The organism is Achromobacter ruhlandii (assembly GCF_902859695.1).
GTDB lineage: Bacteria > Pseudomonadota > Gammaproteobacteria > Burkholderiales > Burkholderiaceae_B > Achromobacter > Achromobacter ruhlandii.
Window position 1 is genome coordinate 22,680 of the sequence record NZ_CADIJL010000031.1, and the last position, 26,302, is coordinate 48,981.

Annotated in this window: 20 protein-coding genes and 1 pseudogene; 11 read left to right on the forward strand and 10 right to left on the reverse strand. The window is 68.3% G+C overall.

The annotated features are described in order from the left end of the window. Window positions 1-94 precede the first annotated feature (94 nt). Window positions 95-1,669, forward strand: a complete 1,575-nt coding sequence (locus tag HV742_RS25930; protein ID WP_063581706.1) for an amino acid permease — start codon at window positions 95-97, stop codon at window positions 1,667-1,669. An 81-nt stretch (window positions 1,670-1,750) separates the two neighbouring features. Here HV742_RS25930 and HV742_RS25935 read toward each other — a convergent pair whose 3' ends face one another. Continuing rightward, on the reverse strand, window positions 1,751-2,680 hold the full coding sequence (locus HV742_RS25935; RefSeq protein WP_049073510.1) for a YicC/YloC family endoribonuclease: 930 nt from the start codon (window positions 2,678-2,680) through the stop codon (window positions 1,751-1,753). A 178-nt stretch (window positions 2,681-2,858) separates the two neighbouring features. On the opposite strand from HV742_RS25935, the gene rph reads away from it, so the two are divergent. Further along, a complete protein-coding gene (gene rph, locus HV742_RS25940; RefSeq protein ID WP_049073511.1) occupies window positions 2,859-3,593 on the forward strand; it encodes a ribonuclease PH in 735 nt (244 codons plus the stop codon). Between the two features lie 145 nt (window positions 3,594-3,738). Here rph and HV742_RS25945 read toward each other — a convergent pair whose 3' ends face one another. Together HV742_RS25945 and HV742_RS25950 are read right to left on the reverse strand one after the other, a co-directional pair. Then, the gene (locus HV742_RS25945; protein WP_174539049.1) at window positions 3,739-5,109 is read right to left on the reverse strand and encodes an MmgE/PrpD family protein; all 1,371 of its coding nucleotides are present in this window, start codon (window positions 5,107-5,109) and stop codon (window positions 3,739-3,741) included. Continuing rightward, complete coding sequence (locus HV742_RS25950; protein WP_175146720.1) at window positions 5,106-6,266, reverse strand: acyl-CoA dehydrogenase family protein; 1,161 nt, start codon at window positions 6,264-6,266, stop codon at window positions 5,106-5,108. Before HV742_RS25950 ends, HV742_RS25945 begins: the two co-directional genes overlap by 4 nt. Window positions 6,267-6,499: 233 nt before the next feature. Between HV742_RS25950 and HV742_RS25955 the strand changes: the two are divergent. Beyond that, window positions 6,500-7,933: pseudogene (locus HV742_RS25955) on the forward strand (methyl-accepting chemotaxis protein); the annotation flags it as partial. 144 nt (window positions 7,934-8,077) lie between these two features. On the opposite strand, the gene HV742_RS25960 reads toward HV742_RS25955, so the two are convergent. Then, window positions 8,078-9,934 (reverse strand): EAL domain-containing protein, encoded by a 1,857-nt coding sequence (locus tag HV742_RS25960; RefSeq protein ID WP_238922503.1) that lies wholly within the window; start codon window positions 9,932-9,934, stop codon window positions 8,078-8,080. A 127-nt stretch (window positions 9,935-10,061) separates the two neighbouring features. On the opposite strand from HV742_RS25960, the gene rdgB reads away from it, so the two are divergent. The 5 genes from rdgB (at window position 10,062) to ntrC (ending at window position 16,300) form a co-directional block, all read left to right on the forward strand. Then, entirely contained in the window at window positions 10,062-10,685 is a 624-nt protein-coding gene (gene rdgB, locus HV742_RS25965; RefSeq protein ID WP_100505209.1) for an RdgB/HAM1 family non-canonical purine NTP pyrophosphatase, read from the forward strand. Window positions 10,686-10,721: 36 nt separating this feature from the next. Beyond that, window positions 10,722-11,945, forward strand: coding sequence for a radical SAM family heme chaperone HemW (gene hemW / locus HV742_RS25970; RefSeq protein ID WP_175146721.1), 1,224 nt, complete (start codon window positions 10,722-10,724; stop codon window positions 11,943-11,945). A gap of 184 nt (window positions 11,946-12,129) precedes the next feature. After that, on the forward strand, window positions 12,130-13,542 hold the full coding sequence (gene glnA, locus HV742_RS25975) for a type I glutamate--ammonia ligase (RefSeq protein ID WP_049073515.1): 1,413 nt from the start codon (window positions 12,130-12,132) through the stop codon (window positions 13,540-13,542). Between the two features lie 188 nt (window positions 13,543-13,730). Beyond that, entirely contained in the window at window positions 13,731-14,795 is a 1,065-nt protein-coding gene (gene glnL, locus HV742_RS25980) for a nitrogen regulation protein NR(II) (protein WP_049073516.1), read from the forward strand. Beyond that, entirely contained in the window at window positions 14,795-16,300 is a 1,506-nt protein-coding gene (gene ntrC / locus HV742_RS25985) for a nitrogen regulation protein NR(I) (protein WP_175146722.1), read from the forward strand. The genes glnL and ntrC overlap by 1 nt, the downstream gene beginning before the upstream one ends. Window positions 16,301-16,371: 71 nt before the next feature. Here the strand turns inward: ntrC and HV742_RS25990 are convergent, their stop codons facing one another. Further along, on the reverse strand, window positions 16,372-17,286 hold the full coding sequence (locus tag HV742_RS25990) for a LysR family transcriptional regulator (RefSeq protein WP_049073518.1): 915 nt from the start codon (window positions 17,284-17,286) through the stop codon (window positions 16,372-16,374). 184 nt (window positions 17,287-17,470) lie between these two features. Here HV742_RS25990 and HV742_RS25995 point away from each other — a divergent pair, with 184 nt between their 5' ends. Both HV742_RS25995 and HV742_RS26000 read left to right on the forward strand, forming a co-directional pair. After that, window positions 17,471-18,169 (forward strand): pirin family protein, encoded by a 699-nt coding sequence (locus tag HV742_RS25995; RefSeq protein WP_049073519.1) that lies wholly within the window; start codon window positions 17,471-17,473, stop codon window positions 18,167-18,169. Between the two features lie 154 nt (window positions 18,170-18,323). Further along, a complete protein-coding gene (locus HV742_RS26000; RefSeq protein ID WP_175146723.1) occupies window positions 18,324-19,229 on the forward strand; it encodes a pirin family protein in 906 nt (301 codons plus the stop codon). A 57-nt stretch (window positions 19,230-19,286) separates the two neighbouring features. Here the strand turns inward: HV742_RS26000 and prfH are convergent, their stop codons facing one another. Together prfH and HV742_RS26010 are read right to left on the reverse strand one after the other, a co-directional pair. Further along, entirely contained in the window at window positions 19,287-19,910 is a 624-nt protein-coding gene (gene prfH, locus HV742_RS26005) for a peptide chain release factor H (protein WP_063583849.1), read from the reverse strand. Next, window positions 19,910-21,046 carry an RNA ligase RtcB family protein gene (locus HV742_RS26010; RefSeq protein WP_175146724.1) on the reverse strand — a complete coding sequence of 379 codons (1,137 nt, stop codon included), beginning with the start codon at window positions 21,044-21,046 and terminating at the stop codon, window positions 19,910-19,912. Before HV742_RS26010 ends, prfH begins: the two co-directional genes overlap by 1 nt. Window positions 21,047-21,568: 522 nt before the next feature. Between HV742_RS26010 and HV742_RS26015 the strand changes: the two genes are divergently transcribed. Beyond that, window positions 21,569-22,546, forward strand: coding sequence for a Bug family tripartite tricarboxylate transporter substrate binding protein (locus HV742_RS26015; protein ID WP_175146725.1), 978 nt, complete (start codon window positions 21,569-21,571; stop codon window positions 22,544-22,546). 96 nt (window positions 22,547-22,642) lie between these two features. On the opposite strand, the gene HV742_RS26020 is transcribed toward HV742_RS26015, so the two are convergent. From HV742_RS26020 to HV742_RS26030, 3 genes are all read right to left on the reverse strand, one after another. Beyond that, complete coding sequence (locus tag HV742_RS26020) at window positions 22,643-23,419, reverse strand: ABC transporter ATP-binding protein (RefSeq protein ID WP_049077764.1); 777 nt, start codon at window positions 23,417-23,419, stop codon at window positions 22,643-22,645. Window positions 23,420-23,424: 5 nt separating this feature from the next. Beyond that, the gene (locus HV742_RS26025; protein ID WP_049073523.1) at window positions 23,425-25,095 is read right to left on the reverse strand and encodes an ABC transporter permease; all 1,671 of its coding nucleotides are present in this window, start codon (window positions 25,093-25,095) and stop codon (window positions 23,425-23,427) included. A 152-nt stretch (window positions 25,096-25,247) separates the two neighbouring features. Continuing rightward, complete coding sequence (locus HV742_RS26030; protein WP_006388240.1) at window positions 25,248-26,291, reverse strand: Fe(3+) ABC transporter substrate-binding protein; 1,044 nt, start codon at window positions 26,289-26,291, stop codon at window positions 25,248-25,250. Window positions 26,292-26,302 lie beyond the last annotated feature (11 nt).

A 26,302-nucleotide genomic window follows, 5' to 3' on the forward strand; every position in this document is an offset into this window, starting at 1 on the left:
CGCTATGCTCGCGCGTTGCGTGGAAATCCCACGGCGCCCGGGGGCACAATCCGCGGGGGCTTTTTCGCTCTGAAGGAACACGACTTTGGCATTGATGGAACACGACCCGCACCGCGACGGCGGCAAGAAAGGGACGACGGAACCGTCCGAATTGCGCCGCGCCCTGTCCGCGCGCCACCTGACGATGATCGCGGTGGGCGGCTCCATCGGGACGGGCCTGTTCGTGGCCTCCGGCGCCACCATTGCCCAGGCCGGACCGGGCGGGGCGTTGCTGGGCTATGTGCTGATCGGCGTGATGGTCTATTTCCTGATGACCAGCCTGGGTGAACTGGCCGCCGCGATGCCGGTATCCGGGTCGTTCTCGACCTACGGCGCGCGCTACGTCGAAGACGGCTTCGGCTTCGCGCTGGGCTGGAACTACTGGTACAACTGGGCCGTCACGGTGGCGGTGGACCTGGTGGCCGCGCAGCTGGTGATGGCGTATTGGTTTCCGGACGTGCCGGGGGTGTACTGGAGCGCCTTGTTCCTGGCCATCACCTTCGGCCTGAACGCGCTGTCGGCGCGCGGCTTCGGCGAGGCCGAGTTCTGGTTCGCGCTGATCAAGGTGATCGCGGTGCTGGCGTTCGTCGCCATGGGCGTGATGATGCTGCTGGGCATCATCCGCGGCGGCGAGGATGGCGGCGTGGCCAACTGGACCGTGGGCGACGCGCCGTTCGCCGGCGGTTTCGCGGCGTTGATCGGGGTGGCCATGGTGGTGGGATTTTCGTTCCAGGGCACCGAACTCATCGGCATCGCCGCGGGCGAATCCAAGGACCCGGCGCGCAACCTGCCGCGCGCCGTGCGCCAGGTGTTCTGGCGCATCCTGCTGTTCTACGTGATGGCGATCCTGGTGATCGGCCTGCTGATCCCCTATACCGACCCGCACCTGCTGCGCAACGACGTCACCGACGTCAGCGTCAGTCCGTTCGCGCTGATCTTCGAGCGCGCCGGGCTGCTGGCGGCGGCCTCGATCATGAACGCGGTGGTGCTGACCTCGGTGCTGTCGGCCGGCAATTCCGGCATGTACGCGGCTACCCGCATGCTCTACAGCCTGGCGCGTGACGGCAAGGCGCCGCGTATTTTCGGCCGGGTGGCGCGCAACGGCGTGCCGCTGTGGGCGCTGCTGGCCACCACCGTGGTGGCGGCGCTTTGCTTCTTCTCGTTCATCTTCAGTCCCAAGGCGGTCTATATCTGGCTGCTGAACACCTCGGGCATGACCGGCTTCATCGCCTGGCTGGGCATTGCCATCAGCCATTACCGGTTCCGCCGTGGCTACGTCAAGCAGGGCCGCAACCTGGCCGACCTGCCGTACGTGTCGCCGTTCTTCCCGTTCGGCCCGATCTTCGCTTTCGTGCTGTGCCTGGTGATCACGCTGGGGCAGAACTACCAGGCCTTCCTGGAGCATCGGATCGACTGGGGCGGCGTGGCCGCCACCTATATCGGCATTCCCCTGTTTCTGCTGATCTGGCTGGGCTACCGGCTGGTCAAGGGTTCGCGCTTTGTCAGCTACAAGGACATGACGTTCCCGGACGCCCGGGCGCGCAGCGCCTACCTGGATTCGGCCCTGCGCGGCGAGCCCGCCACGGTCGGGCCGGAGACGGCGACAGCGCCCGGTACCAACGCGCGATGAGAAAAGGCCGCGGAACTCCGCGGCCTTCTTGCATCCGGCCAAGGCCGCCGCAGTGATTGCGGCGGCCTTGGCGTTTGCGGGTCACTCGATGTTCTGCGCCTGTTCCCGCATCTGCTCGATCAGCAGCTTCAGGTCCATGGCGGCGCGGGTGACTTCCATGCTGCCGGCCTTGGAGCCCAGCGTATTGGCCTCGCGGTTCATTTCCTGGAACAGGAAGTCCAGGCGCTTGCCGGCGCTGCCGGCGTTTTTCTTGCCTTCGGCCTTGCCGCCGCCGTCGGTCAGCAGGTGACGCAGCTCCGCCACGTGCGAGCGCAGGCGCGACAGTTCCTCGGCGACGTCGATACGCAGCGCGAACAGGTTGGCTTCCTGCGACAGCCGCTCGGACAATTCGGCGCCCGAGATATGGGTGAAACCGCCGGGGAAGGCCGTTTCCACGCTTTCGCGCAGCTTGGCGGCGAGCTTGTCGCGGTGGTCGGCCAGCAGCTGGGGCAGGTGGTTCTGCACCAGTTCGACGATGCCGGCCACGCCATCGGCGCAATCGCGCATCATGCCGGCCAGGCGTTCGCCTTCGCGCGCGCGGCCTTCCTGCAGCTGCTTGAGCGCTTCCTGGGCGGCCTGCATGCAGGCCGCGCCCCAGACCTGCGGGTCGAGCGCGTCGTTGGCGCGCTGGCCGGGCCAGTTGAACAGCTCGACCAGTCGAGGCGCCGCGATGTCGGGCAGGACGCGGCGCGCGGCCTGCAGTTGTTCGGCCAGGGTTTCGAGCCAGGCGGGGTCCAGCTTGGACAGGTCGGCGCTGACGTTGCGGGTGTAGGACACGCGGATCTCGACCTTGCCGCGCGCCAGCTGCGCCGTCAGCAGTTCGCGCAGCGGCGTCTCGACGTGGCGCAGCTCGTCGGGCAGGCGGAAATAGAGGTCGAGGAAGCGGCTGTTGACGCTGCGCAGTTCCAGCGCCAGCGTGCCTTGTTCCAGGTCTGCCCGGGCGTTGCCGAAGGCGGTCATGCTGCGAATCATGGTGTCGATATCCTGTTGCTTGTTTTGGATCGGGCCGCGCCGGTTCCGCCGGTCCGCCGTGCGCGGACCCGGGCGGGTATATGCAGCCCGTGTATCGCGGCAGGATACTCCAAACCCGGCCGGGGCATCGATTCCAGCCCGTACAATGCCGCCAATCGAATCTGATTGGAGCCTTGTCATGACCACTGCCACCGCCATTGCGCGCCCGTCGGGCCGCGCCGTCGACGAACTGCGGCCGTTCAGCCTGGAGCGCGGTTTCACGCGCTACGCCGAAGGGTCGGTGCTGGTGAAGGCCGGCAACACCCACGTGCTGTGCACCGCCAGCGTGCTGGAAAAGGTGCCGCCGTTCCTCAAGGGCAAGGGCGAGGGTTGGGTCACGGCCGAGTACGGCATGCTGCCGCGCGCTACCCATACCCGCGGCGACCGCGAGGCCGCGCGCGGCAAGCAGAGCGGCCGTACCCAGGAGATCCAGCGCCTGATCGGCCGCAGCCTGCGCGCCGTGTTCGACATGCGGGCGCTGGGCGAGCGCACGCTGCACCTGGATTGCGACGTGCTGCAGGCCGACGGCGGCACGCGCTGCGCCAGCATCACCGGCGCCTGGGTGGCCGCGTCCGACGCGGTGGCGCTGCTGATGCAACGCGGCGACCTGGCCGTGAACCCGATCCGCGACGCGGTGGCGGCGGTGTCGGTCGGGTTGGTGCAGGGCCGCCCGGTGCTGGACCTGGACTATGAGGAAGACTCGGCCTGCGACGCCGACGTCAACGTCATCATGACGGGCGGCGGGGCCTTCGTGGAAGTGCAGGGCACGGGCGAGGGCGCGACCTTCACGCGCGCCGAACTGGACGCGATGCTGGGCCTGGCCGAGACCGGCATCGCCGGCTTGGTGCGGGCGCAGCGGGCGGCGCTGGCGTAAGCGGCGGGGGACGCTTCGGCTCGGGCATGCATCGCGGCCCCGGGCCGGAAATGGCGCCGCGCGCGCCAAACAGAACGGGATCACGGCCGAGCGCGGCGTGATCCCGTTTTTGGTTTGCCGGCGCTCGTGTCGCGGGCGCGGGGCCTCAGGGCAGCAGGGCGCCCACCTTGCCGGCCCGCTCCAGGTCCCAGATCGCTTTGATCAGGCCGCGCAGCTCGGCCTCGGTGGCGGCGTCGGCATAGCGGCCAAGGCTCAGTGTCTTGGTTTCGATCTCGTCGCGCGACAGGGTGTTGCCGGGATCGCCCTTGGGTTCGTCGACGCGGCCGTGCAGCACGCGGCCGTCGCGCGTATGCACCGTGACCTTGCCGATCCAGCGCTGCGGATAGGCGCCGTCGACTTCCGGATCCAGTTCCATCGTGACCCGGCCTCGGAAGTCGGCCACCGCCGGATCGTCCAGCGCGGCGTCGAATTCCGGCAGGCCGGCGCGGCCCTGGCGCGCGATCAGGCCCAGCACCGTGCCCATCGAGAACTTGGACTGGTGCACCGTGCGCGGATCAACCACCGGCCCCAGCACATCGATGGCGCCCTGGTGCACGTGCGCCACCACGCGCGCGATATCGCTTTCGGCCAGCTTGTGTTCGCGCAGCACCTGTTGCAGCGCGTCCGCCGCCGGATGGGTGTGCCGGCACGATGCATGGAACTTGAACGAGGTTTCGGCCAGCGCCCAGCGCGTGCCAAGGCGGTCGGTCAGGCGGGCCGGGTCGGCGTCGCTCGACATGCCGGCGGCCATGCCCTGCGGCCCTTCGAGGATGTGGCGCGCGCCGGTGAAACCTTCCTGCGCCAGATAGGCCGCGGCGATGCCGTTGGCGGCGGCGCGGGCGGTATGCAGTTGTTTGGAATCGGCGGCGTCGCGCAGGAATTCCCACAGGCCGGCGGCCTGGGTGCCGGCCGAGCCAAAGGCGTCCAGCATGGCGGCGGGCGACAGGCCCAGCAGGCGGCCGGTGGCCGCGGCGGCGGCCAGCGTGCCGGCGGTGCCGGTGGTATGGAAGATCTTGTAGTGCGAGCGGCCCAGGAATTCGCCGACGCGAATGCCGACCTCGTAGCCGGCCACGGCGGCCACCAGCAGGTCGCGGCCGGAACGGCCCAGCGCCTGGGCCACCGCCAGCACCGGCGGGAACACCACGGCCGCGGGGTGGAACACCGACCCGTTGTGCACGTCGTCCTGCTCGACCACGTGGGCGGCGGCGGCATTGACCATGGCGGCGAACACCGGCGAGGTGCGGCGCCGGTTGATCAGGATCTCGCTGGGGCCGTCCGCCGGCCCCATGGCGGCGGCGTAGCGGTCGATGGCCTGCACCGGGCGCGACGCGGCGCCCGCCAGGATCGAAGCCAGGCAGTCCAGCAACAGGTCTTCGGCGCGGCGCAGCACCGGGGCGGGGATGTCCTCGAAGCGCAGGTTGGCGGCGAAGGCGGCGAGGGTGGCGCTGGGGTGGGAGGTGTCGGGGGTCATGGTCAGAAGGAGCGCGGCAGGCCCAGGATGTGTTCGGCGACGTAGGACAGGATCAGGTTGGTCGAGATCGGCGCGACCTGATAGAGACGGGTCTCGCGGAACTTGCGCTCGACGTCGTATTCGGTGGCGAAGCCGAAGCCGCCGTGGAACTGCAGGCAGGCGTTGGCGGCCTCCCAGGACGCGTCGGCGGCCAGCAGCTTGGCCATGTTGGCCTGCGCGCCGCAGGGCTCGTGGGCGTCGAACAGGCGGCAGGCCTCGTAGCGCATCAGGCTGGCGGCCTCGACGTTGATGTGGGCGCGGGCGATGGGGAACTGCACGCCCTGGTTCTGGCCGATGGGGCGGCCGAACACCATGCGCTCCTTGGCGTAGGCGGTGACCTTGTCGACGAACCAGTAGCCGTCGCCGATGCACTCGGCGGCGATCAGGGTGCGCTCGGCGTTCAGGCCGTCCAGGATGTACTTGAAACCCTTGCCTTCCTCGCCGATCAGGTTGTCGACCGGAATCTCCAGGTTGTCGAAGAACAGCTCGTTGGTCTCGTGGTTGACCATGTTGGGAATGGGGCGGATCGACATGCCGTGCTTGACCGCCTCGTGCAGGTCCACCAGGAAGATCGACATGCCCTCGGACTTGCGCGTGACCTGGTCCAGCGGCGTGGTGCGGGCCAGCAGGATCATCAGGTCGGAATGCTGCACCCGCGAGATCCAGACCTTCTGGCCGTTGATGACGTAGCGGTCGCCGCGGCGCACGGCGGTGGTCTTGATCTTGGTGGTGTCGGTGCCGGTGGTGGGCTCGGTCACGCCCATCGACTGCAGGCGCAGCTCGCCGGCGGCGATGCGCGGCAGGTATTCGCGCTTCTGCGCCTCGGAGCCGTGCCGCAGCAGGGTGCCCATGTTGTACATCTGGCCGTGGCAGGCGCCGGAGTTGCCGCCGCTGCGGTTGATTTCTTCCATGATGACCGAGGCTTCGGTCAGGCCCAGGCCGGAGCCGCCGTACTCCTGGGGAATCAGCGCCGCCAGCCAGCCGGCTTCGGTCAGGGCGCGCACGAAGGCGTCGGGGTAGCCGCGTTCTTCATCGACCTTGCGGAAATATTCGGCGGGGAATTGGGCGCACAGGTCGCGGACGGCTTCGCGGATGTCCTGGTAGGCGTGGGAGGCTTGAGGCATGGGGTGGGCTGCGATGTCGACAATGAAATGGAATTCGGGACAGGATCGAATGTGCCGCAAGGCGCCGCGCCTGCCAATTCACAATTCATTAATACCGGGTTCCTGTTCGCAAAAGCGCATTTGTGTGACGGCCGTTCGTCATGTGGCGGGCGGGGTTGTGTCAAGAAATTGCCAAACTGCATCTCCATAATCGCCGGGATACGCCTAGGTGGCGATGCAACAGACGGATGGATATGCGGAAAAATCTCAGGGTGACGACGGCGGTTTCCGCCATTCTCGCGGTGTTCGTGGCGCTGTTCGCGCTGGCGGCGGCGGCCGGCATCCATGTGCTGCGCGAGAACCGCGCCGACATCGAGGCGCTGGGCCGGGGCAGCATCGAGCGCGCCAGCGACCTGTCGGACATGACGAGCCGCCTGTTCCAGGCGCGCGCCGCGCTGACCGATGCCAAGACCGCCATGGAGGGCGGGCTGGAAGAGGCCCGCGACCAGTCGCTGAACCACGCCGACGCGCTGCTCAAGCAGGCCGCCGCCAGCCTGGCGCGGCTGCGCGCCAATCCCGACACCAGCGCCGAGGGCGCGCCGTTGTTCGACCAGGCGCTGGCGGCCTATGCCGCTTTCGCCGACCAGACGCTGGCGCCCATGTTCAAGGCCATCAAGGGCTGGAACGGCATCGAGGTGAATCGATTGGTCGACAAGGTGTTGCCGGCATCCGGCTCGGCCTACGTGAAGCAGGCCGACGCCTACCAGGCCTACGCCCGCCAGCAGGGCCAGGCCGCGGTGGCCGGCGCCAGCCAGACCATGCAGCGCGTGACCGTGGTGGCCGCCGCGGTGCTGGGCTTCGTGCTGGTGCTGGCGGTACTGATCCGGCTGGGCTTTCGCCGCCGCATCCTGCGGCCGCTGAACGAGGCCGGCGCGCATTTCGACCGCATCGCCGACGGCGACCTGACCGGCCACATCGCCGTCCATGGCGACAACGAGATCGGCGTGCTGTATTCGGCCATGCGCCGCATGCAGACCGGCCTGTCGGCGGCGGTGGCGTCGGTGCGCCATGGCGTCGAGGAGATCCATACGGGCTCGGGCGAGATCGCGGCCGGCGGCGCCGACATGTCGGACCGCACCGCGCGCCAGGCCGGCTCGCTGCAGGAAGCGGCGGCCAACATGACGCAGCTGGCGCATACGGTGCAGATGACCGCCGGCAATGCCGACCTGGCCAGCCGCCAGGCGCTCAGCGCGACCCAGCTGGCCCGGCATGGCGGTCAGGCCGTGCAGGAGGTCGTGGCCAGCATGCAGGGTATTGCCGACAGCGCGCGCCGCATCGGTGAAATCGTGGGGGTGGTGGACAGCATCGCCTTCCAGACCAACATCCTGGCATTGAATGCGGCGGTGGAAGCCGCGCGCGCCGGCGAGCAGGGCAAGGGCTTCGCGGTGGTGGCGGGAGAGGTGCGCTCGCTGGCCCAGCGCAGCGCCCAGGCGGCCAAGGAAATCAAGGGCTTGATCGAGGATTCGGCCGCGCGCGTCGAGGCCGGCGTGCGCCAGGTCAACCTGGCCGGCGACACCATGCGCGACATGCTGGCCTCGGTCGATCGCGTGACTCAGATCGTGGCGGAAATCTCCAGCGCCACCGCCGAGCAGGCCGCCGGCATCGCCTCGGTCAATGACGCCGTCGCCGATATCGAGCGCGCCACGCAGGAAAACGCCGCGATGGTGGAGCAGACCGCGGCCGCCGCCGCCGCGCTGGAACAGCAGGCCCAGGGCCTGCAGCGCGCGGTCTCGGTGTTCCAGATCGCCCCGGACGCGGCCGGGCAGCAGGTGTCAGGGGCCGAGTTGCGGCAGGGTGGCGCCGCGATAGCGCTCGCTCACCAGCGACAGGTTCCCATGCTTGACCTTGTGCTTGACATGGGCGGCGGCCGACGCGATGTCCTCCGGGCGGATGCGCTCGCATAGCGACGGGGTGACGGTCAGCGCGCCGACTCCCAGCGTGACGAACGGGAAGAAGCGCGGCACGCCGTAGCGGTCCTCGGCCTCGATGCCGCCGTTGCGGCGGCCTTTGTCGTCGTACAGGTCAATGGCGCGCTCGTTGAACTCGGCGATGACGCGCTGGATGCGCTCGTTCCAGTCGGGGCTGCGCAGCAGCACCACGAAGTCGTCGCCGCCGACGTGGCCGACGAAATCGCGCAGCGGATCGCAGTGGCGCTTGATGACGTCGGCGGTCAGCATGATCATGTCGTCGCCGCGCCAGTAGCCATAGACGTCGTTGAACGGCTTGAAGTTGTTCAGGTCGCCATAGCAGATGGTGAAATCGGCGGCGTCCTCCAGCAGCGTGGCGATGTGCCGGCTGATGGGAATGTTGCCCGGCAGCGAAGTCAGCGGGTTGGCGTAGCGCGCGGCCTCGATGCGCATCTCGGTCACCGACCGCACCAGCGTCTCGCCGGTGGCCAGGCCGTCGTAGCGGCCGTCGCGGGTGATGATGAGGCCGTCCATCAGGTAGCGCTGGTCTTCCGAGATCAACACGTGGCTCAACTGGTCGATCGACACGTCCAGGTCAACCAGCACCGGCTCGCCGTTCATGAAGGTCGAGCAGGCGTCGCGGCCGAACAGCTCGCGGGTGTAGCGCTGCGCATAGTGTTCAGAAAAATCGCGGCGATTGATGATGCCCACCGGCCGGTTGTCGCCATCGACCACGGCCACCGCGTGCAGGCTCTTGTGTTCGATGAAGAGGCGGTGCACGTCGTCGTTGGTGTGCTTGTTCAGCAGCGCGGCCGGGGCCTCGACCCGCAGGCTGGCGGCGGTGCCGCCCGTCGAACGCTGCGACAGCGGGGCGGGCGCGCGCACCCGCAGCGAGTCGCGCAGCGGCGGGGTCAATTCGGTCAGCAGGGTTTCGTCGGGGCGCCCCAGCAGCCAGCCCTGGGCGTAGCGGATCTCCAGGTCGCGAACCACCGCCAGGTCCTCGGCGGTCTCGATGCCCTCGGCCACGATGGCCGTGCCCAGGTACTGCGCCACCTTGAGGATGGCGCGCACCATGTTCTGCTTGCGATCGTCGTGGCCGATGCCGTTGAAGAAGTAGCGGTCGATCTTGACCAGGTCGGGCTGCATCTCGGCCCACAGCTGCAGGTTCGAATTGCCGACGCCGTAGTCGTCCAGCGCGATGCGCATGCCGTATTCGCGCAGGCAGGCGAAGGCGCTGCCCAGCGTCGACATGTGTTCGGACAGCGGGTCCTGCTCGGTCAGCTCGACGATGATGTTGGACGGCGCCAGCGTGCAATCCTTGAGCAGCCGCAGCGGCATTTCGTCGCCCCACAGTGTCCAGTAGTGGATCAGCGCCGAACCCGACAGGTTCAGGAACAGCTTGCCGGCGGCCGCGTTCTGGTGGAAGCCCTGGGCGCCGGCGCGGAAGCTGGCCAGCTCCAGTTGCGGATGCAGGCCCTGGCGGCGGGCCTCGGCGAACAGGGCGTCGGGAAAGTGCAGGGAGGTATCGACCGGACCGCGGATCAGGCTCTCATGGCCGTAGATGCGGCTGTGCGACAGGTCGATCACCGGTTGAAAACGGGGGCGCAACAGCCGCTCGCGCAGGATGCCCGCCAGGCTGACCGGGGCGGGCGCGGCGGCGCCGGTGGAGAGGGCAGGCGCGCTGGCCGCGACCGGCCGGGGCAAAGCGTGACGTGGGTTCATCGCCGGAGCGTTCAGATACGATCAGTGACAAGATTGATCATATTGACAATGAAATATGTCGGTGTTGTTTCGCGCCCCGCGGCCGTTGCGCCCCGGCATCGGCGCCGCGCCCTATACAATTTGCGCCATGACCTCCCCCAAGATTCCCGATTCCCTGCGCCGCGTCGTGCTGGCCTCCAACAACCCCGGCAAGCTGCGCGAGTTTTCCGCCTTGTTCGCGCCGCTCGGCATCGAGCTGGTGCCTCAGGGCGAACTCGGCGTGCCCGAGGCCGAGGAGCCTCACGTTACGTTCGTCGAAAATGCCTTGACCAAGGCGCGCCACGCCAGCCGCCTGACCGGTCTGCCGGCGCTGGCCGATGATTCCGGGCTGTGCGTGGCCGCGCTGGACGGCGCGCCGGGCGTGTATTCGGCCCGTTACGCCAAGATGCATGGCGGCGAAAAATCCGACCAGGCCAACAACACGCTGCTGGTCCGCAACCTGGCCACGGCCAGCGATCGCAGCGCCTGCTACGTGGCGGTGCTGGCGCTGGTGCGCGGCGAGAATGACCCGCGTCCCCTGATCGGCGAGGGCCTGTGGCAGGGCGAGATCATCGATCAGCCGGAAGGCGCCAACGGCTTCGGCTACGATCCGCACTTCTACCTGCCCGACCAGGGCTTGACGGCCGCCGCGCTCGAGCCGGAGGAAAAGAACCGCATCAGCCATCGCGCCCGCGCCTTGCGCGAACTGTTGAGCAAGCTGAACCAGGCCTGACCCGGGGCGCGCCCGCGCCGCCTCCAGGAACACCGAATGTCCATCACCATCCCCATCCGCTCCGAAATGGGCGCGGCCCGCTCGCGCCTGGTGACGCCGGCCGGCGCCACCCTGACCAGCCTGCCGCCGCTGTCGGTCTACGTGCACGTGCCGTGGTGCGTGCGCAAGTGCCCGTACTGTGATTTCAATTCGCACGCGGCGCCCGGCGGCGAGATTCCCGAACGCGCCTACCTGGACGCGTTGCGCAGCGACCTGGAACAGGCGCTGCCGTCGATCTGGGGCCGGCAGGTGGTCTCGGTGTTCATCGGCGGCGGCACCCCCAGCCTGTTGTCGGCCGCCGGCCTGGACGAACTGCTGGCGATGCTGCGCGCCTGTCTGAACGTGTGGCCCGACGCGGAAATCACCATGGAGGCCAACCCCGGCACCGCCGAGGCCGACCGGTTCCGCGACTACGCCGCCAGTGGCGTGACGCGCTTTTCGCTGGGCATCCAGAGTTTCGACGACGCCCAATTGAAGAAGCTGGGCCGCATCCACGACTCGGCCCAGGCCCGCGCGGCCATCGAGATGGCCCAGCGCGCCGCGCCACGGGTCAACCTGGACATGATGTTCGCGCTGCCGGGCCAGACCCTGGACGCGTGCGTGGCCGACCTGCGCCAGGCCGTCGGCTTCGGCACCGAGCACCTGTCGCTCTATCACCTGACGATGGAGCCCAACACGGTATTCGCCAAGTTCCCGCCCGAGGACCTGCCCGACGACGACACCAGCGCCGCCATGCAGGACGCGGTCGAGGCCGAGCTGGCGGCCGCCGGCCTGGCGCGCTACGAGGTCTCGGCCTACGCCCGGCCGGGCGCGCGCTGCCGCCACAACCTGAACTATTGGGAGTTCGGCGACTACCTCGGCCTGGGGCCGGGCGCGCACGGCAAACTGTCGTTCCATGACCGCATCGTGCGCGAGGCGCGCTTGCGTAGCCCGGAATCCTGGATGCGCGCGGCCGCCGCCCGCGACGGCAGCCACCTGGCCGAGAGCCGCCAGGTCGGCCCGGACGAGCTGCCGTTCGAGTTCATGCTCAATGCCCTGCGCCTGAAGGACGGGGTGGCCACCACCTTGTTCAACGAGCGCACCGGCTTGTCGCTGGCCGCCATTGCGCACCAATTGGAGGCAGCGTCCGGCAAGGGCCTGCTGGACGCCGATCCCACCCGGTTGCGGGCCACGCCCCTGGGCTGGCGCTTCCTGAATGACCTGCAGGAAATGTTCCTGTAGCAATAAAGCACCATGATGGGGCATTCATGCCCCATCTTTTGCACCAGATTGGTGCTACATTTTCCCATCGACTTGCCTCTGCCCCCGGGCAATCCCGGGGGTGAAACCTGGCACGCTTATTGCTTCCCTCTTTTATGCCAGTCGAGCGGCACAGCCCTCGACCCTTTTATCTAATGGAGATGACATGGCAAGCCCGAAAGACGTCCTGAAACAGATCGCCGACAACGAAGTCAAATTCGTGGATTTCCGCTTTACCGATACGGTTGGCCGCGAGCACCACGTGTCGGTGCCCACTTCCGCTATCGATGAAGACAAGCTGGAAAGCGGGCAGGCTTTCGACGGTTCGTCGATCCCGGGCTGGAAGGGCATCGAAGCCTCCGACATGCTGCTCATCCCCGACCTGTCGACCGCCAACCTGGATCCGTTCCGCGAAGAGCCGACCCTGATCCTGTCGTGCGACGTGGTCGAACCGTCGGACCTGAAGGGCTATGACCGCGACCCGCGTTCGCTGGCCAAGCGCGCCGAAGCCTACCTGAAGGCCTCGGGCCTGGGCGACACCGCCTACTTCGGTCCGGAACCCGAATTCTTCGTGTTCGACGGCGTGACCTGGAACACCGACATGTCGGGCACCTTCGTCAAGATCAAGTCGGAAGAGGCCTCCTGGTCCACCGGCCTGGAATTCGAAGGCGGCAACACCGGCCACCGTCCCGCGGTCAAGGGCGGCTACTTCCCCGTTCCTCCGGTCGACTCGTTCCAGGACATGCGTTCGGAAATGTGCCTGCTGATGGAACAGATGGGCGTGCCGGTCGAAGTGCACCACCATGAAGTGGCCGGCGCCGGCCAGCTGGAAATCGGCACCAAGTTCAGCACCCTGGTGCAACGCGCCGACTGGACCCAGATCGTCAAGTACATCGTGCACAACGTGGCCCATGCCTACGGCAAGACCGCCACCTTCATGCCCAAGCCCGTCGTCGGCGACAACGGTTCCGGCATGCACGTGCACCAGTCGATCTGGAAGGACGGCCAGAACCTGTTCGCGGGCAATGGCTACGCCGGCCTGTCGGAATTCGCGCTGTACTACATCGGCGGCATCATCAAGCACGCCCGCGCCCTGAACGCCATCACCAACCCGGGCACCAACTCGTACAAGCGCCTGGTCCCGCACTACGAAGCCCCGGTCAAGCTGGCCTACTCGGCCCGCAACCGTTCGGCCTCGATCCGCATCCCGTACGTGGGCAACCCGAAGGGCCGCCGCGTCGAAGCGCGCTTCCCGGACCCCCTGGCCAACCCGTACCTGGCCTTCTCGGCCCTGATGATGGCCGGCCTGGACGGCGTGCAGAACAAGATTCACCCCGGCGATCCGGCCGACAAGAATCTGTACGACCTGCCGCCGGAAGAAGACGCCAAGATCCCGACCGTGTGCTCCTCGCTGGAGCAGGCGCTGGAAGCGCTGGACAACGACCGCGAGTTCCTGACCCGTGGCGGCGTGTTCAGCAACGACATGCTCAACGCCTACATCGACCTGAAGATGGCCGATGTGAACCGTCTGCGCATGACCACGCACCCGGTCGAATTCGACATGTACTACAGCCTCTGATCCCAGGGGCCGTGGCTGGGGGAGCGCGATGATGTAGGCAGAAACCAGGGCCGACACCACGCGCACCGCCAGGTCGCCGACCGACAGCCTGTCCCGCCGGCCCCGCGCCGGCGGGCAGGGCAGCGCGCACAAGCGCCACCGGACCGGTGTGCCGATTTCCCCCTTGTAGTCATTCGGGTACGTTGAAAATGAATGTAGAAGCTCTCGATCTGCTTGCCACGTCCGTTTTCCTGGTCAACGAACGCGGGCACATCGAATATGCCAATGCGGCCGCCGAGGATCTTTTCGGCCGTTCCCGCAAGCAGTTGTGCGGCCATTCCGCCGCCACGCTGTTCGACAATCCGGAAAACATCCAATCGTCCATCGACCGCGCCGCGGCCGGCAGATATGCCGACGTCAGGCAGCTGGCCTCATTGCGCCGCGCCGCCGAATCGGTGGAAGTGGCCGTGACCACGGTGGGACTGAGCGGCCAACGCTGGCCCGCCCTGATCGAGACCCGCGAGATCGAGCAGCGCGTGCTTGCCGACCGCAACCATCGCCTGGTCGACGAGATCGAGGCGCATCGCGAACTGCTGCGCAACCTCGCGCACGAAGTCAAGAATCCCCTGGGCGGCCTGCGCGGCGCCGCGCAACTGCTGGAAGCCGAGTTGCCGAGCGCGGCGCTGGCCGAGTACACCCAGGTCATCATTTCCGAAGCCGACCGCCTGCAGGCGCTGGTGGACCGCCTGAGCGGCCCGCAACGCGTGCCGCTGAACGCGCGGCCGGTGAACATCCACGAGATCTGCGAGCGCGTCTGCGCCCTGATCCAGGCCGAATTCCGCAACGACGTCACGCTGGTGCGCGACTATGACGCGTCCATGCCCGACCTGAAAGGCGACGCCGCCCGGCTGATGCAGGCGGTCCTGAACGTGGCCCGCAACGCCGCGCAGGAACTGGTCGCGCGGCCCCAGGCGCCCGGGCTGGAGCCCGGCGTCGTCACGCTGCGCACCCGCGTCGCGCGGCAGGTCATGCTGGCGCACCGTCAGCATCGCCTGGCGCTGGAGCTGTCCATCATCGATAACGGTCCGGGCGTGCCGGAGCACATCCGCGACCGCATTTTCCATCCCCTGGTCACCGCCCGCGCCGGCGGGACCGGACTGGGCCTGAGCCTGGCCCAGGATTTCGTGCAGCAGCACGGAGGCATCATCGAATTTGAATCCCGACCCGGGCGCACCGAATTTCGCCTGGTCCTACCGATGGAGCCCGCACTCTGATGAAACCCGTATGGATCGTCGACGACGACCAGGCCATCCGCTGGGTCCTCGAAAAGGCCCTGGCCCGCGCCGGAGTCCCCACCCGTAGTTTCTCCCAGGCCGCCGACGTGCTCGATGCGCTGGCGCACGACACGCCCGTCGCCCTGGTTTCCGATATCCGCATGCCCGGCGGCAACGGTCTTGAATTGCTGCGCCAGCTGAAAGAACGCCATCCCGGCCTGCCGGTCATCGTTATGACCGCTTTCGCCGACCTGGACAGCACCGTGTCCGCCTTTCAGGGCGGCGCTTTCGACTACCTGGCCAAGCCTTTCGACGTGAACGAGGCGGTGGCGCTGATCCAGCGCGCCATGCAGGAATCGGCCCAGCCCGAAAGCCCCGAAGGGCAGGGCGAGGCCCAGAACAACGAACGCTGGATGATGACGCAGTCGTCCTCCACCGCCATGCAGGAAGTGTTCCGCGCCATCGGCCGGCTGGCGCAGTCCAAGGTCACCGTGCTGATCACCGGCGAATCCGGCACCGGCAAGGAACTGGTGGCGCGCGCGCTGCACGGCCATGGCGTGCGCGCCAGCGGCCCGTTCGTGGCCCTGAACGCCGCCGCCATCCCGCGCGACCTGCTGGAAGCCGAACTGTTCGGCCACGAGCGCGGCGCCTTCACCGGCGCCAACACGCTGCGCCGCGGCCGCTTCGAGGAAGCCCACGGCGGCACGCTGTTCCTGGACGAAATCGGCGACATGCCGATCGAACTGCAGACCCGCCTGTTGCGGGTGCTGGCCGAGGGCAGCTTTTACCGCGTCGGCGGCGCCCAGCCGGTGCGGGTCGACGTGCGCATCGTCGCCGCCACCCACCAGCCGCTGGAACAGCGGGTCGAGCAGGGGCTGTTCCGCGAAGACCTGTTCCACCGCCTGAACGTCATCCGGCTGCGCCTGCCGCCGCTGCGCGAACGGGTCGAGGATATCCCGGCGCTCGCCAACCACTTCCTCACCGCCAGCGCCCGCGCGCTGGGCGTGCCGGTCAAGCGCCTGACCCCGGAAGCGCTGGCGGTGCTGACCAAGTTCGACTTCCCCGGCAACGTGCGCCAACTGGAGAACTTCTGCCATTGGCTCACCGTCATGGCGCCGGGCCAGACCGTTGAACGCGCCGATCTGCCGCCCGAGATCCGCGCCATGGAACACGCGCCCGCAGCCGGCACGGTTTCGCCCCGTCCGCCGGCTGGCAGTCCCGTGCCCGCCATCGGCACCGTGGTCCAGCACGCGCCATCCATCGTGCCCACGGACGACGGCGCTCCGCGCAACTGGCAGGACTCGCTGCTGCGGGACGCCCAGTACCGCCTCGAACGCGGCGAACCGGCCGTCATGGCCACCCTGACGCGCCAGTTCGAGAAGATCCTGCTGCAAAGCGCCCTGGACGCCAGCCGCGGCCGCCGCGTCGAAGCGGCCTCGCGCCTGGGCATCGGCCGCAACACCATCACCCGCAAGCTGCGCGAACTCGGCATCGAGGACGAGTAGGGCGCGTCTGCCAGGAACACGCGGGCGGCTTCGCGCCGTCCGCGTGACGTCCCGCCGCGCAGACGGCATGCTCACGCCATGCCGAGCAGCCCTTCGCAAAGGCGCGGCGACTTCAATTTCTGCAGCCACCACTTCAACGCTTCGCCCGGCGCTTCCGCCCGCCACGCATACGCCACGTGCTCGGTCAGCGACATGCCCTCGTCGGTATCGCAGATCACCAGCACGCCCTGCGCCAGATAGGGCGCCGCCAGCGTCAGCGGCAGGTAGCCGCATCCCAATCCCCGAATCTGTGCCTCGATCTTGGCCTGCATCGTCGGCATCACCAGCGTCGGCTGCTCGGCCAGGATGCCGCGCGACTGCGGCGGCAGGTTGCGCGAGGTATCGGCCACCACCACCGCGCAATAGCGCGTGATGTCGGCGCGGCTCAGCGGCTGCGGCGCCGACGCCAGCGGATGGTGCGCCGCCACGCAGAAGCCGAACTGCGCCTGGCCCATCGTCACCGAGCGGTAGGGGCCGGTGGGTTCGCCCGCCGCGCCCGCGCCGATCACCAGGTCGGCGCGATTCGAGGTCAGCGCGTCCCAGTTGCCGCTCAGCACCTCGGTCGAAAAGCGCAGCGTGGTCGCGCTGCCCAGCGCCTGGAACTCTTCAACCAGGTCGTACAGCGGCCGCCACGGCAGCACCGCGCTCACGGCGATGCGCAGTTCCACCTCCCAGCCCGTCGCGATACGCTTGACCCGGCAGGCCAGGTCGTCCAGCGACTGCAGCACGTGGCGCCCGTCCTTGAGCAGCGCCTCGCCTGCCGGCGTCAGCAGCGCCCGGTGGCCCGAGCGGTCGAACAGCAGCACGTCCAGCCCATCCTCCAGCTTGCGGATCGCGTAGGTCACGGCGGAGGGCACCTTGTCCAGTTCGCGCGCCGCCTTGGCGAAGCTGCCGTGGCGCGCGATCGCATCCACCAGGACGAGCAATTCGGGGGTGATCGGCTGCATCGGCGCGCTCCGGCAAGTTTCGTTCAAATAATTTGAATGGTTTCTTCAAATCATAGCGTCAAATCGGCCTTCAGGTACGCGCACAATGTCACTCATGCCGGTTGAGCAGTGAGGCTTTCAGCAATACCGCAAGACAAGCCGGTCACCGCAAGACCATTCACTTATTTGAAACAGGGAGTCCACTATGCTTACCCTTCGCCGTAGCGCCGAACGCGGTCACGCCAACCACGGGTGGCTCGATTCGTTCCACACCTTTTCGTTCGCCAACTACTACGACCCGGCCCATATGGGTTTCGGCGCGCTGCGCGTGATCAATGACGACCGCATCGCCGCCGGCCGCGGTTTCGGCACCCACGGCCACCGCGACATGGAGATCATCACCTACGTGCTGGACGGCGCCATTGCGCACAAGGACAGCATGGGCAGCGGCTCCACCATCCAGCCCGGCAACGTGCAGCGGATGAGCGCCGGCCGCGGTGTGATGCACTCCGAGTTCAACCCGCGCGCCGACAAGGAAACGCACATGCTGCAGATCTGGATCGAGCCGAACGTCACCGGCATCGCGCCGGAGTATGAAGAAAAGGCCTTCACCGACGCCCAAAAGCGCGGCCGTCTGCAAGCCCTGGTGTCGGGCGACGGCGTCGACGGCTCGATGACGATCCATCAGGACGTGCGGCTCTATGCCGGCCTGTTCGACGGCGACGAGTCGGCCACGCTGGAATTGGCTCCCGGCCGCCGTGCCTGGGTGCACGTGGCCCGGGGCAGCCTGACGGTCAACGGCGTGGCGCTGGCGGCCGGCGACGCGGTCGCGATCAGCGATGAAACGCGGGTGGCGCTGTCCGGCGGCGACAACGCCGAGGTGCTGGTGTTCGATCTGGCCTGACGGTCGGCGGCCGGGCGAACCTGACGGTCCGTCCGGCGTTGTTTTCGATACGCGTCGCCCGCCCGACAACGGGCGGCGGCGCGGCAGGCGGTTCAGCAAAGCCCCCCCGGGCCTTAACATGGTCCCGAGACGGCCAACCTACAGGAGTATTCCCATGTCCACTTTGTCCCAAGCCGGCGACAGCCAGATCGAAACCGTGGTGGTGCCGCGCAGCAGCGACCTGGGCGGCTTTGAAGTCCGGCGCGCACTGCCCTCGGCGCAGCGCCGCACCGTCGGCCCGTTCGTCTTCCTGGACCACATGGGCCCGGTTGAATTCACGGCCGGCTCGGGCATCGACGTGCGCCCGCATCCGCACATCGGCCTGTCCACCGTCACCTATCTATACGAAGGCTCGATGGTGCATCGCGACGGCGCCGGCAACACCCAGACCATCCTGCCCGGCGAGGTGAACTGGATGACGGCCGGCCGTGGCATCGTGCACTCCGAACGCTCCTCGCCCGAAAGCCGCCAGGCCGCGCAGCGCCTGGCCGGCCTGCAGATCTGGGTCGGCCTGCCCAAGGCCCACGAGGAATCCGATCCCGGTTTCACCCACTATGGCCTGGACGCCCAGCCCGTGGTCGAGGGAGAGGGGGTGCGCGCGCAGGTCGTGGCCGGCTCGCTGTTCGGCAAGACCTCGGCCGTCAAGACCCATTCGCCGCTGTTCTATGGCGACATGCAGTTGCAGGCCGGCGCCGTCACCGTGCTGCCCGCGGAACACGAAGAGCGCGCCGCCTACCTGGCGATCGGCTCGGTCGAGGTGGACGGGCAGGTGTTCGAGAGCGGCCGCCTGATCGTGTTCGCGCCCGGCCGTCCGGTGCAGATCCGCGCCTGTACCGACGCGCGCTTCGCGGTGCTGGGCGGCGAACCGCTGGAAGGCCCGCGCTTCCTCTGGTGGAATTTCGTCTCCAGCAGCAAGGACCGCATCGAGCAGGCCAAGGAAGACTGGCAGCGCAACCGCTTCGGCCAGACCGTGCCGGGCGACGAGACCGAGTTCATCCCGCTGCCGCCGCCGCGGGCCTGACGCGCCCGGCCGGAGCGCCGGGCGACATGCGCCTGGCGGCTCCGGCCGGTTCGCCGTCTATCCGGCTTTCAACAACTCGAACGCCTCTCCCTTGAACACGCGCGCGGGATCACCCCGTGCCACCTCGTGGTGGAATTGGCGCCGCCGGGCCCGCTCCGTGGCATGCGCGGCCTGCTCATGTTGGACCAGCCGATGCGCGATCAGCAGCGCGGCGATGCGCTTGTTGGCATGCTGGCTGCGCTCGGACTGCACCTTCACGCTGATGCCCGTCGCCACGTGCGTCGCGCGCACCGCGGATTCCGTCTTGTTGACGTGCTGGCCGCCCGGCCCGGATGCGCGCGTCGTTTCGAAGCGTATTTCCGTGTCCTGGCGGATGGCCGGCGGGTCGCAACGCAACGCGCCGATGAACCAGTTCTTGCGCGGGTGGCCAGGGCGATAGGGGCTGGGGCAGATCCACTGGATCGATCCTTCCCAGCACGCGGCCAGGCCGGCCGCGCCCGGACCATCGAGGGCCAGCAGCACCGAGCGATAGGTGCCGGCTCGGGCGCCGGTCTCCTGTTCGAGGATATCGATGCCAACGCCGCGCGCCTCGGCCTCGCGCAACAGGTAGGCAAGGGCCTTGGCGACCGCCAGGCAGCACTCATCGGGGCCCTGGGCCGCGGATAACTGTAGCAGCATCATCAGCAGCACTCCCCCCGGGTCTTGTAGGTCAACACCGGGCGCAGCCTGGCCAGCGCCGTCAGCAGGCCCGCCTGTTGCAGGCTGGCGATGATGCTGTCCACGGGTTTGTACGCTTCCGGCGCTTCCTCATAGATCAGTTGCTTGTCCTGGCAGATGACATGGCTGCCCAACCGGGTCTTGCTCAGTTGCGCGGGACTGTAGCGCTTGAACAGCCTGTCCTTGCACTCGCTGCGCATCCACTTGCGGCCCGCCCCGTGTGCCAGCGAGAACAGGCTGGCCTCGCTGGCGATCGGCGCCACCAGATAGCTGAAGTCGCCGCGCGAACCGGGGATGATGACCGGCCCGCCGTCGGACGGGGTCGCGCCCTTGCGGTGCAGCCAGCCCGCTTCTCCGGCGATGACGGCGGGGGTTACCAGGTTGTGGTCGACGTCCAGCACCTGTTCGCCATCCACGCCCCAGCGTGCCAGCATGCGGCGCGCAATGAGGTGGCGATTGGCCTGCGCGAATCGCAACGCGTCATCGTGTTGCGCCAGGTAATCCCGGCATGCGGCGCTGTCCTGCTCGAGGCCGTCATGGCCATGGCGACGGACGTGTTCCTCCAGGATCGAGCGGCCCAGGCCCCGCGAACCGCTGTGCTCCAGCAGCAGCAACTTTTTCTCGTCGATGCGCAAGGCCGCCAATGCCTGCGCATCGTGGATTTCGTCGATGCACTGCAGCTCGGCGAAGTGGTTGCCGCCGCCGATGGTGCCCAGCGCCTGCCGATGGCCGACGCCGGCGGGCGCCAGTTCCGACACCAGCGCCTGCCACGAGTCGTCCAGCGGTTCGTCGATGTTGCGCAGCCGCTTGTCGAGCTTGTCGGGCGCGACTTTGCGGCTTTCGAGATGCGTCGACCAGAGCGCCATGCCGCAGCCGATGTCGCCGCCGATCAAGGCCGGATACAGGCGGCCGAGCGAGAAGAACGCGGCGCCCACCGGATAGCCGCGTCCGGGATGCAGGTCCGGCATGCCCGCGACGCGGCGCATGCCGGCGAGCCTGGCGGTGGTATGGAGTTGTTGGATCGCGTTGCCTTCGATCCAGGTGTCGTCCGAGGCGATCAATGTGACGCGCTCGGACAGTGCTTGAATGCAATTGCCCATGGAAAATTCCAGATCAGGTCATGAGGAGGGCTTGCTCTCATTGCGCTCGCGCGCGCCCAGGTCACGCCAACACTCGCCGCGAAAGCGCGGCGGGCGCAGGCGACCCATGGCGAGGCGTTCACAGCGGCCGCGGCCGTGTGGATGCGGTACGGATGAGAGACCCTGTCAGGCAGGTCCGGGCCAAGGCAATGCGAATGGTCTGCCGCCAGGAATGCGGCAAGGAAATTCGAACGTGCTAGACGCGGCCTGCAACGGGGGAAGTCTGTTGTTGCATGGTGCTTTCCTCCTGTGCAGTACGGTGTGTGGGGGTAGGGCGGCGCATCGGGCGCGGCGCCTGGGGGCCGGCGAAGCCGCGACGCAATCAAGGCGCCGCTTGCCGGGAAGTCCGCACTGTATCACCGATCGCGGCGGATTGATCGGCGCACGTGCGAAGAACCGCGATTTCGTTCGTCATGGCGTCTGAATTGCGCCACACAGTATGATGCGCATCCCTAACGTGATAACAATCGGGATGGAGACATCATGCAACGCTTTACCCTGAACGCGCTGCGCGGCCTGGCCGCGCTGGCGCTGGTCCATGGCGCCGCTGCCGCCCAGGCCGCCGGCTATCCGGCCAAGCCCATCGTGTTCATCGTGCCGTACACCGCCGGCGGCACCACCGACCTGGTGGCGCGCACCGCCGGCGCGAAAGTGGCCGAGAAACTGGGCCAGCCGGTCATCGTCGAAAACCGTCCGGGCGCCGGCGGCAACATTGGCATGGACGCCGTGGCCAAGGCCGCGCCGGACGGCTACACCATTGGCTTCGGCGCCATCTCCACCAATGCGCTGAATCCCTTCGTCTATCCGTCGATGCCGTTCGATCCGACCAAGGACTTCACCGGCATCAGCATGCTGGGCGCGTCCTCGGTGGTGCTGGAGACCGGCCCGTCGCTCAAGGCGGGCAGCGTCAAGGATCTGGTGGCCTACGCCAAGCAGCATCCGGGCACGGCCTTCGGCACGCCGGGCACCGGCACCTCGATGCACCTGGCCGGCGTCATGTTCGACCAGCTCACCGGCGCCGGCATGCAGCACATTCCCTACAAGGGCAGCGCGCAGGCGCTGAACGACCTGCTGGGCGGACATCTGCCGATCCTGTTCGACAACCTGCCAGCCTCGCTGCCGCACATCAAGTCGGGCAAGGTCCACGCGTTGGCCGTCACCGGCAGCAAGCGCGCGCCGGCCCTGCCGGACGTGCCGACGCTGGCCGAGCTGGGCTATGGCGGGGCGGTGGTGGATCCGTGGTTCGCCGTCTATGGCCCGGCCAGGATGCCGCCGGAAATCACGGCCGCGTTGAGCGAAGCCTTCCAGGCGGCGCTGGCGATGCCGGATGTCAAGGACAAGCTGGAGCAGGCCGGTTTCATGCCGTATGGCTCGACGCCGGCGGAAGTGGAACGCCTGACCCGCAGCCAGTACGAGTCGTTCAAGGCGCTGTCGCAGAAGGTGAAACTGTCGGCCGACTGATCGGCCGTCGTGGGCGCGGGCCGCGCCGCCGGCCGGACCCGCCGCAATCGCCGGTTCGTTGCGTGCCGCGCCCATGCCCCGGGCGCGGCCCTTGGATCAGCGTCCGCGCGCGAAGACCTGCTCGCGTTGCTCCACCAGCGCTTCGCGGCGGATGAAGTCGCGCACGAAGTCGTCCGTCGGGTGGTGGTGCAGGTTGTAGGGCGTGTCCCATTGAGCGATGCGCCCGGATGCCATGACGCCGATGCGGTCGGCGATGGCGAAGGCCTCGGCCTGGTTGTGGGTCACCAGGATGGCGGTGTGGCCCGTGGTCTTCAGGATCTCGCGCACCTCGAAGGCGAGGCGCTCGCGGGTGTCGACATCCAGGTTGGAAAACGGTTCGTCCAACAGCAGCAGGTCGGGCGAGGGCGCCAGGGCCCGCGCCAGCGCCACGCGCTGCTGCTGCCCGCCGGAGATCTCGTGCGGATAGCTGTTGGCGGCATGCGCCAGGCCGACCAGCGCCAGCATTTCCTCGACGCGGCGGGCGCGCTCGGCGCGCTCCAGGCGGCGCAGGCCGAAGGCCACGTTCTGCGCCACCGACAGATGCGGGAACAAGGCGTAGTCCTGGAACATCATGCCGACGCGGCGCTTTTCCGGCGCGACCTGCTCGGCGGGCGAGGAGATGACCGCGCCATCGAGCAGGATGCGTCCGGCGCGCACCGGTTCGAAGCCGGCGATGGCGCGCAGCACCGTGGTCTTGCCGCAGCCGGATTCGCCCAGCAGGCAGCCGATGTGGCCGGCGGGCAGGCCCAGCGTCAGGTCCTGCACCACGGGCCGCAGGCCCTTGGGGGTGTCGTAGGCCAGCGAGAGGTGATCGAGTTCAAGCAGATCGGGCACGATGTTCAATGTCCCATTTTCAGATTGGTGCGGGCCAGCAGGATGACGGGCAGCAGGCCGGCCAGCACGATCGCCAGCGCGGCGACCGCGCCTTCCTCGTAGGTGCCGCGGGCCGCTTCGGCGTAGAGCCAGGTGGCGAGCGTGTCGAAATTCATGGGCCGCAGCAGCAGCGTGGCCGGCAGCTCCTTCATGGCGTCCACGAACACCAGCAGCGCGCTGGCCGCCAGCGCCGGGCGCAGCAGCGGCAGGTGGACGCGGCGCAGGGTGCCCGCCGAGCTTTCGCCCAGCAGCCGCGAGGCCTGTTCCAGCGACGGCGGAATGCGGGCCAGGCCGGCTTCCAGCGCGCCGGTGGAAATGGCCAGGAAGCGGATGGCGTAGGCGCATACCAGCGCCGCCATCGACCCCATCAGGAACAGGCCGCCGCCGCCAAAGACCTTGGCCACGGCGGTGTCGATCCAGACGAAGGGGGTGAGCAGGCCGATGGCCAGCACGGTGCCGGGCACGGCGTAGCCCAGGCTGGCGACGCGGGCGCAGGCGCGGCCGGGGTTGAAGCCGGCGCTTTCGCGCAGCGTGCGGCCGGCCCAGGCCACGATCAGGCCGCAGAGCAGCGTCACAATGGTGGCGCTGAACGCCACGATCAGCGTGTTGCCCAAGCCGTTGAGCAGTTGGTTGGAAACGCCGCCCACCAGGTGCAGGCGCTTGTAGGTCTCGACCACCAGGTACAGCGCCGGCGCCACGAAGCCGATGATCACGGGAATCCAGCCCAGCACCGCCGCCAGCACGGCGGCCGCGCCGCGCAGCCGCCGCGGCTGCATCGGCCGCATGCGTTGCGTGTTGGCGTAGCGCTGGCGCTTGCGGCCATGGCGTTCGAGCAGGATCAGGCCGATCACGATGGCCAGCATGGTCAGCGCGATCTGCGCCGCGCCGGCCAGGTCCGAGCGCGTGACCCAGGTGGTGTAGACGGAGACGGTCAGCGTCTGAACGCCCAGGAACTCGGACGCGCCGATGTCGTTCAGGGTTTCCAGCAGCGCCAGGCTGACGCCCACCACGATGGCCGGACGGGCCAGCGGCAGCGCCACCCGGAAGAACACGCCATAGCGGCCCGCGCCCAGCGTGCGCGCCGCTTCCAGCAGGCTGGCCGCCTGCGTCATGAACATGACGCGGGTGCTCAGGTAGACATAGGGATACAGCACGAAGCCCAGCACGAAGATCGCGCCTTGTATCGAGCGCAGGTCCGGCAGCCGGAACTGGCGCGGGCTGTCGTAGCCCAGCAGCGCGCGGATGGCGCTCTGGATCGGGCCGATCGGGTGCAGCAGGTCGAGGTAGGCGAAGGCGATGATGTAGGTCGGCACCGCCAGCGGCAGCAGCAACGCCCAGGTCAAGGTGCGCCGCGAGGGGAATTCGTAAGCCGTCACCAGCCAGGCCGAGCCGGTGCCCAGCAGGGTCACCAGCACGCCCACGCCGGCCAGCAGCGCGGCGGTGTTGGCCAGCGCCTGCGGCAACACGTAGGTGGCCAGGTGGCGCCAGTGCGACAGATCGCCGCCCAGCGCCCACCAGACCAGGGTCAGCACCGGCGCCAGCACCGCCAGGCCGATCAGGGCGGCGCCGGCCAGCCAGCCGGCGCCGCGTTCAGCCCAGCGCAAACGCAGTGGCCGGGGCAGGGAATCTGTATGCATGCTTCACAAGGGTTACTGCGGGGAAGGCGCTGCGCGGGCGGCGCCTGTAGTAGCGTCAAGGCCTGCCGTCGCGCGTCCCGGGAGTTTTCCGGGCGAGCAAGGGCAGGCCTGAGTGCCGCGAGACGGCGCCGGCGGGCGCCGCCTTGCCGCGTTTAGTTGTCGAAACCGACCTTGTCCACCAGCTCGCTGGCTTGCTTGCGGTACTTGGCGATCTCGGTCAGGGGCAGGGGATCGACCTTCAGTTCGCCGAAGCTGGCGATGACCGGGTCGAGCTTGACGCCCTTGCGCACCGGGTACTCGTAGTTGGCCTGCGCGTACAGGGCCTGCGCCGGCTCGGACACCAGGAAGTCCAGCAGCTTGATGGCGTTGGCCTTGTTGGGCGCGTGGGCCGCCACGGCCGCGCCGCTGACGTTCACGTGGGTGCCGCCGCTCTTTTCGTTGGCGAAGGTCGGGCGGACCACCTTGATGGCGTCGCCCCACTTGCGGGCGTCGGTGCCGGGCTCGGCGTTCTTCATGTGGCCGACGTAGTAGGCATTGGCCAGGCCGATGTCGCAGATGCCGCCCAGGATGTCGCGGGCCACGTCGCGGTCGCCGCCGGCGGCCTTGCGGGCCAGGTTGGCCTTGACGCCGCGCAGCCACTTCTCGGTGGCCTCGGCGCCGTCATGGGCGATCATGGAGGCGACCATGGCGGTGTTGTAGGGGTGCTGGCCCGAGCGGATGCAGACCTTGCCCTTCCATTTCGGGTCGGCCAGGTCTTCGTAGCGGAAGGATTCCAGCTTCAGGTCCTTTTCGACGTACAGCACGCGGTCGCGCAGCGACAGGGCGTACCATTTGCCATCGGCGCCGCGCAGGTTGGCGGGGATGACGGATTCCAGCGTCTGCGACTTGATCGACTGCGTCACGCCGCCATCCACCAGGTCGAGCAGGTTGCCGATGTCGACCGTCATGAGCACGTCGGCGGGCGACTTGGCGCCTTCGGCCTTGACGCGCTCGAGCAGGCCGTCCTTGACGAACACGGTGTTGACCTTGATGCCGCTTTCCTTGGTGAAGGCGTCCAGCAGCGGCTGGATCAGCTTCGGTTCCCGGGTGGTGTAGAGGCTGACTTCCTCGGCCGCGTGGGCCGGGACGGCGAAGGCGGCGGCGCCGGCCAGGGCCAGGGCGCGCAGCAGGGTGGTCATTTGGGGACGCTTGGACATAGGGACTCCGG

Bases quoted from the DNA above. Each gene is read 5' to 3' on its own strand.
- HV742_RS25930 (WP_063581706.1), top strand. From the start codon at position 95: ATGGAACACGACCCGCACCGCGACGGCGGCAAGAAAGGGACGACGGAA.
- HV742_RS25935 (WP_049073510.1), bottom strand. From the start codon at position 2,680: ATGATTCGCAGCATGACCGCCTTCGGCAACGCCCGGGCAGACCTGGAA.
- rph (WP_049073511.1), top strand. From the start codon at position 2,859: ATGACCACTGCCACCGCCATTGCGCGCCCGTCGGGCCGCGCCGTCGAC.
- HV742_RS25950 (WP_175146720.1), bottom strand. From the start codon at position 6,266: ATGCCTCAAGCCTCCCACGCCTACCAGGACATCCGCGAAGCCGTCCGC.
- HV742_RS25960 (WP_238922503.1), bottom strand. From the start codon at position 9,934: ATGAACCCACGTCACGCTTTGCCCCGGCCGGTCGCGGCCAGCGCGCCT.
- rdgB (WP_100505209.1), top strand. From the start codon at position 10,062: ATGACCTCCCCCAAGATTCCCGATTCCCTGCGCCGCGTCGTGCTGGCC.
- hemW (WP_175146721.1), top strand. From the start codon at position 10,722: ATGTCCATCACCATCCCCATCCGCTCCGAAATGGGCGCGGCCCGCTCG.
- glnA (WP_049073515.1), top strand. From the start codon at position 12,130: ATGGCAAGCCCGAAAGACGTCCTGAAACAGATCGCCGACAACGAAGTC.
- glnL (WP_049073516.1), top strand. From the start codon at position 13,731: ATGAATGTAGAAGCTCTCGATCTGCTTGCCACGTCCGTTTTCCTGGTC.
- ntrC (WP_175146722.1), top strand. From the start codon at position 14,795: ATGAAACCCGTATGGATCGTCGACGACGACCAGGCCATCCGCTGGGTC.
- HV742_RS25990 (WP_049073518.1), bottom strand. From the start codon at position 17,286: ATGCAGCCGATCACCCCCGAATTGCTCGTCCTGGTGGATGCGATCGCG.
- HV742_RS25995 (WP_049073519.1), top strand. From the start codon at position 17,471: ATGCTTACCCTTCGCCGTAGCGCCGAACGCGGTCACGCCAACCACGGG.
- HV742_RS26000 (WP_175146723.1), top strand. From the start codon at position 18,324: ATGTCCACTTTGTCCCAAGCCGGCGACAGCCAGATCGAAACCGTGGTG.
- prfH (WP_063583849.1), bottom strand. From the start codon at position 19,910: ATGATGCTGCTACAGTTATCCGCGGCCCAGGGCCCCGATGAGTGCTGC.
- HV742_RS26010 (WP_175146724.1), bottom strand. From the start codon at position 21,046: ATGGGCAATTGCATTCAAGCACTGTCCGAGCGCGTCACATTGATCGCC.
- HV742_RS26015 (WP_175146725.1), top strand. From the start codon at position 21,569: ATGCAACGCTTTACCCTGAACGCGCTGCGCGGCCTGGCCGCGCTGGCG.
- HV742_RS26025 (WP_049073523.1), bottom strand. From the start codon at position 25,095: ATGCATACAGATTCCCTGCCCCGGCCACTGCGTTTGCGCTGGGCTGAA.
- HV742_RS26030 (WP_006388240.1), bottom strand. From the start codon at position 26,291: ATGTCCAAGCGTCCCCAAATGACCACCCTGCTGCGCGCCCTGGCCCTG.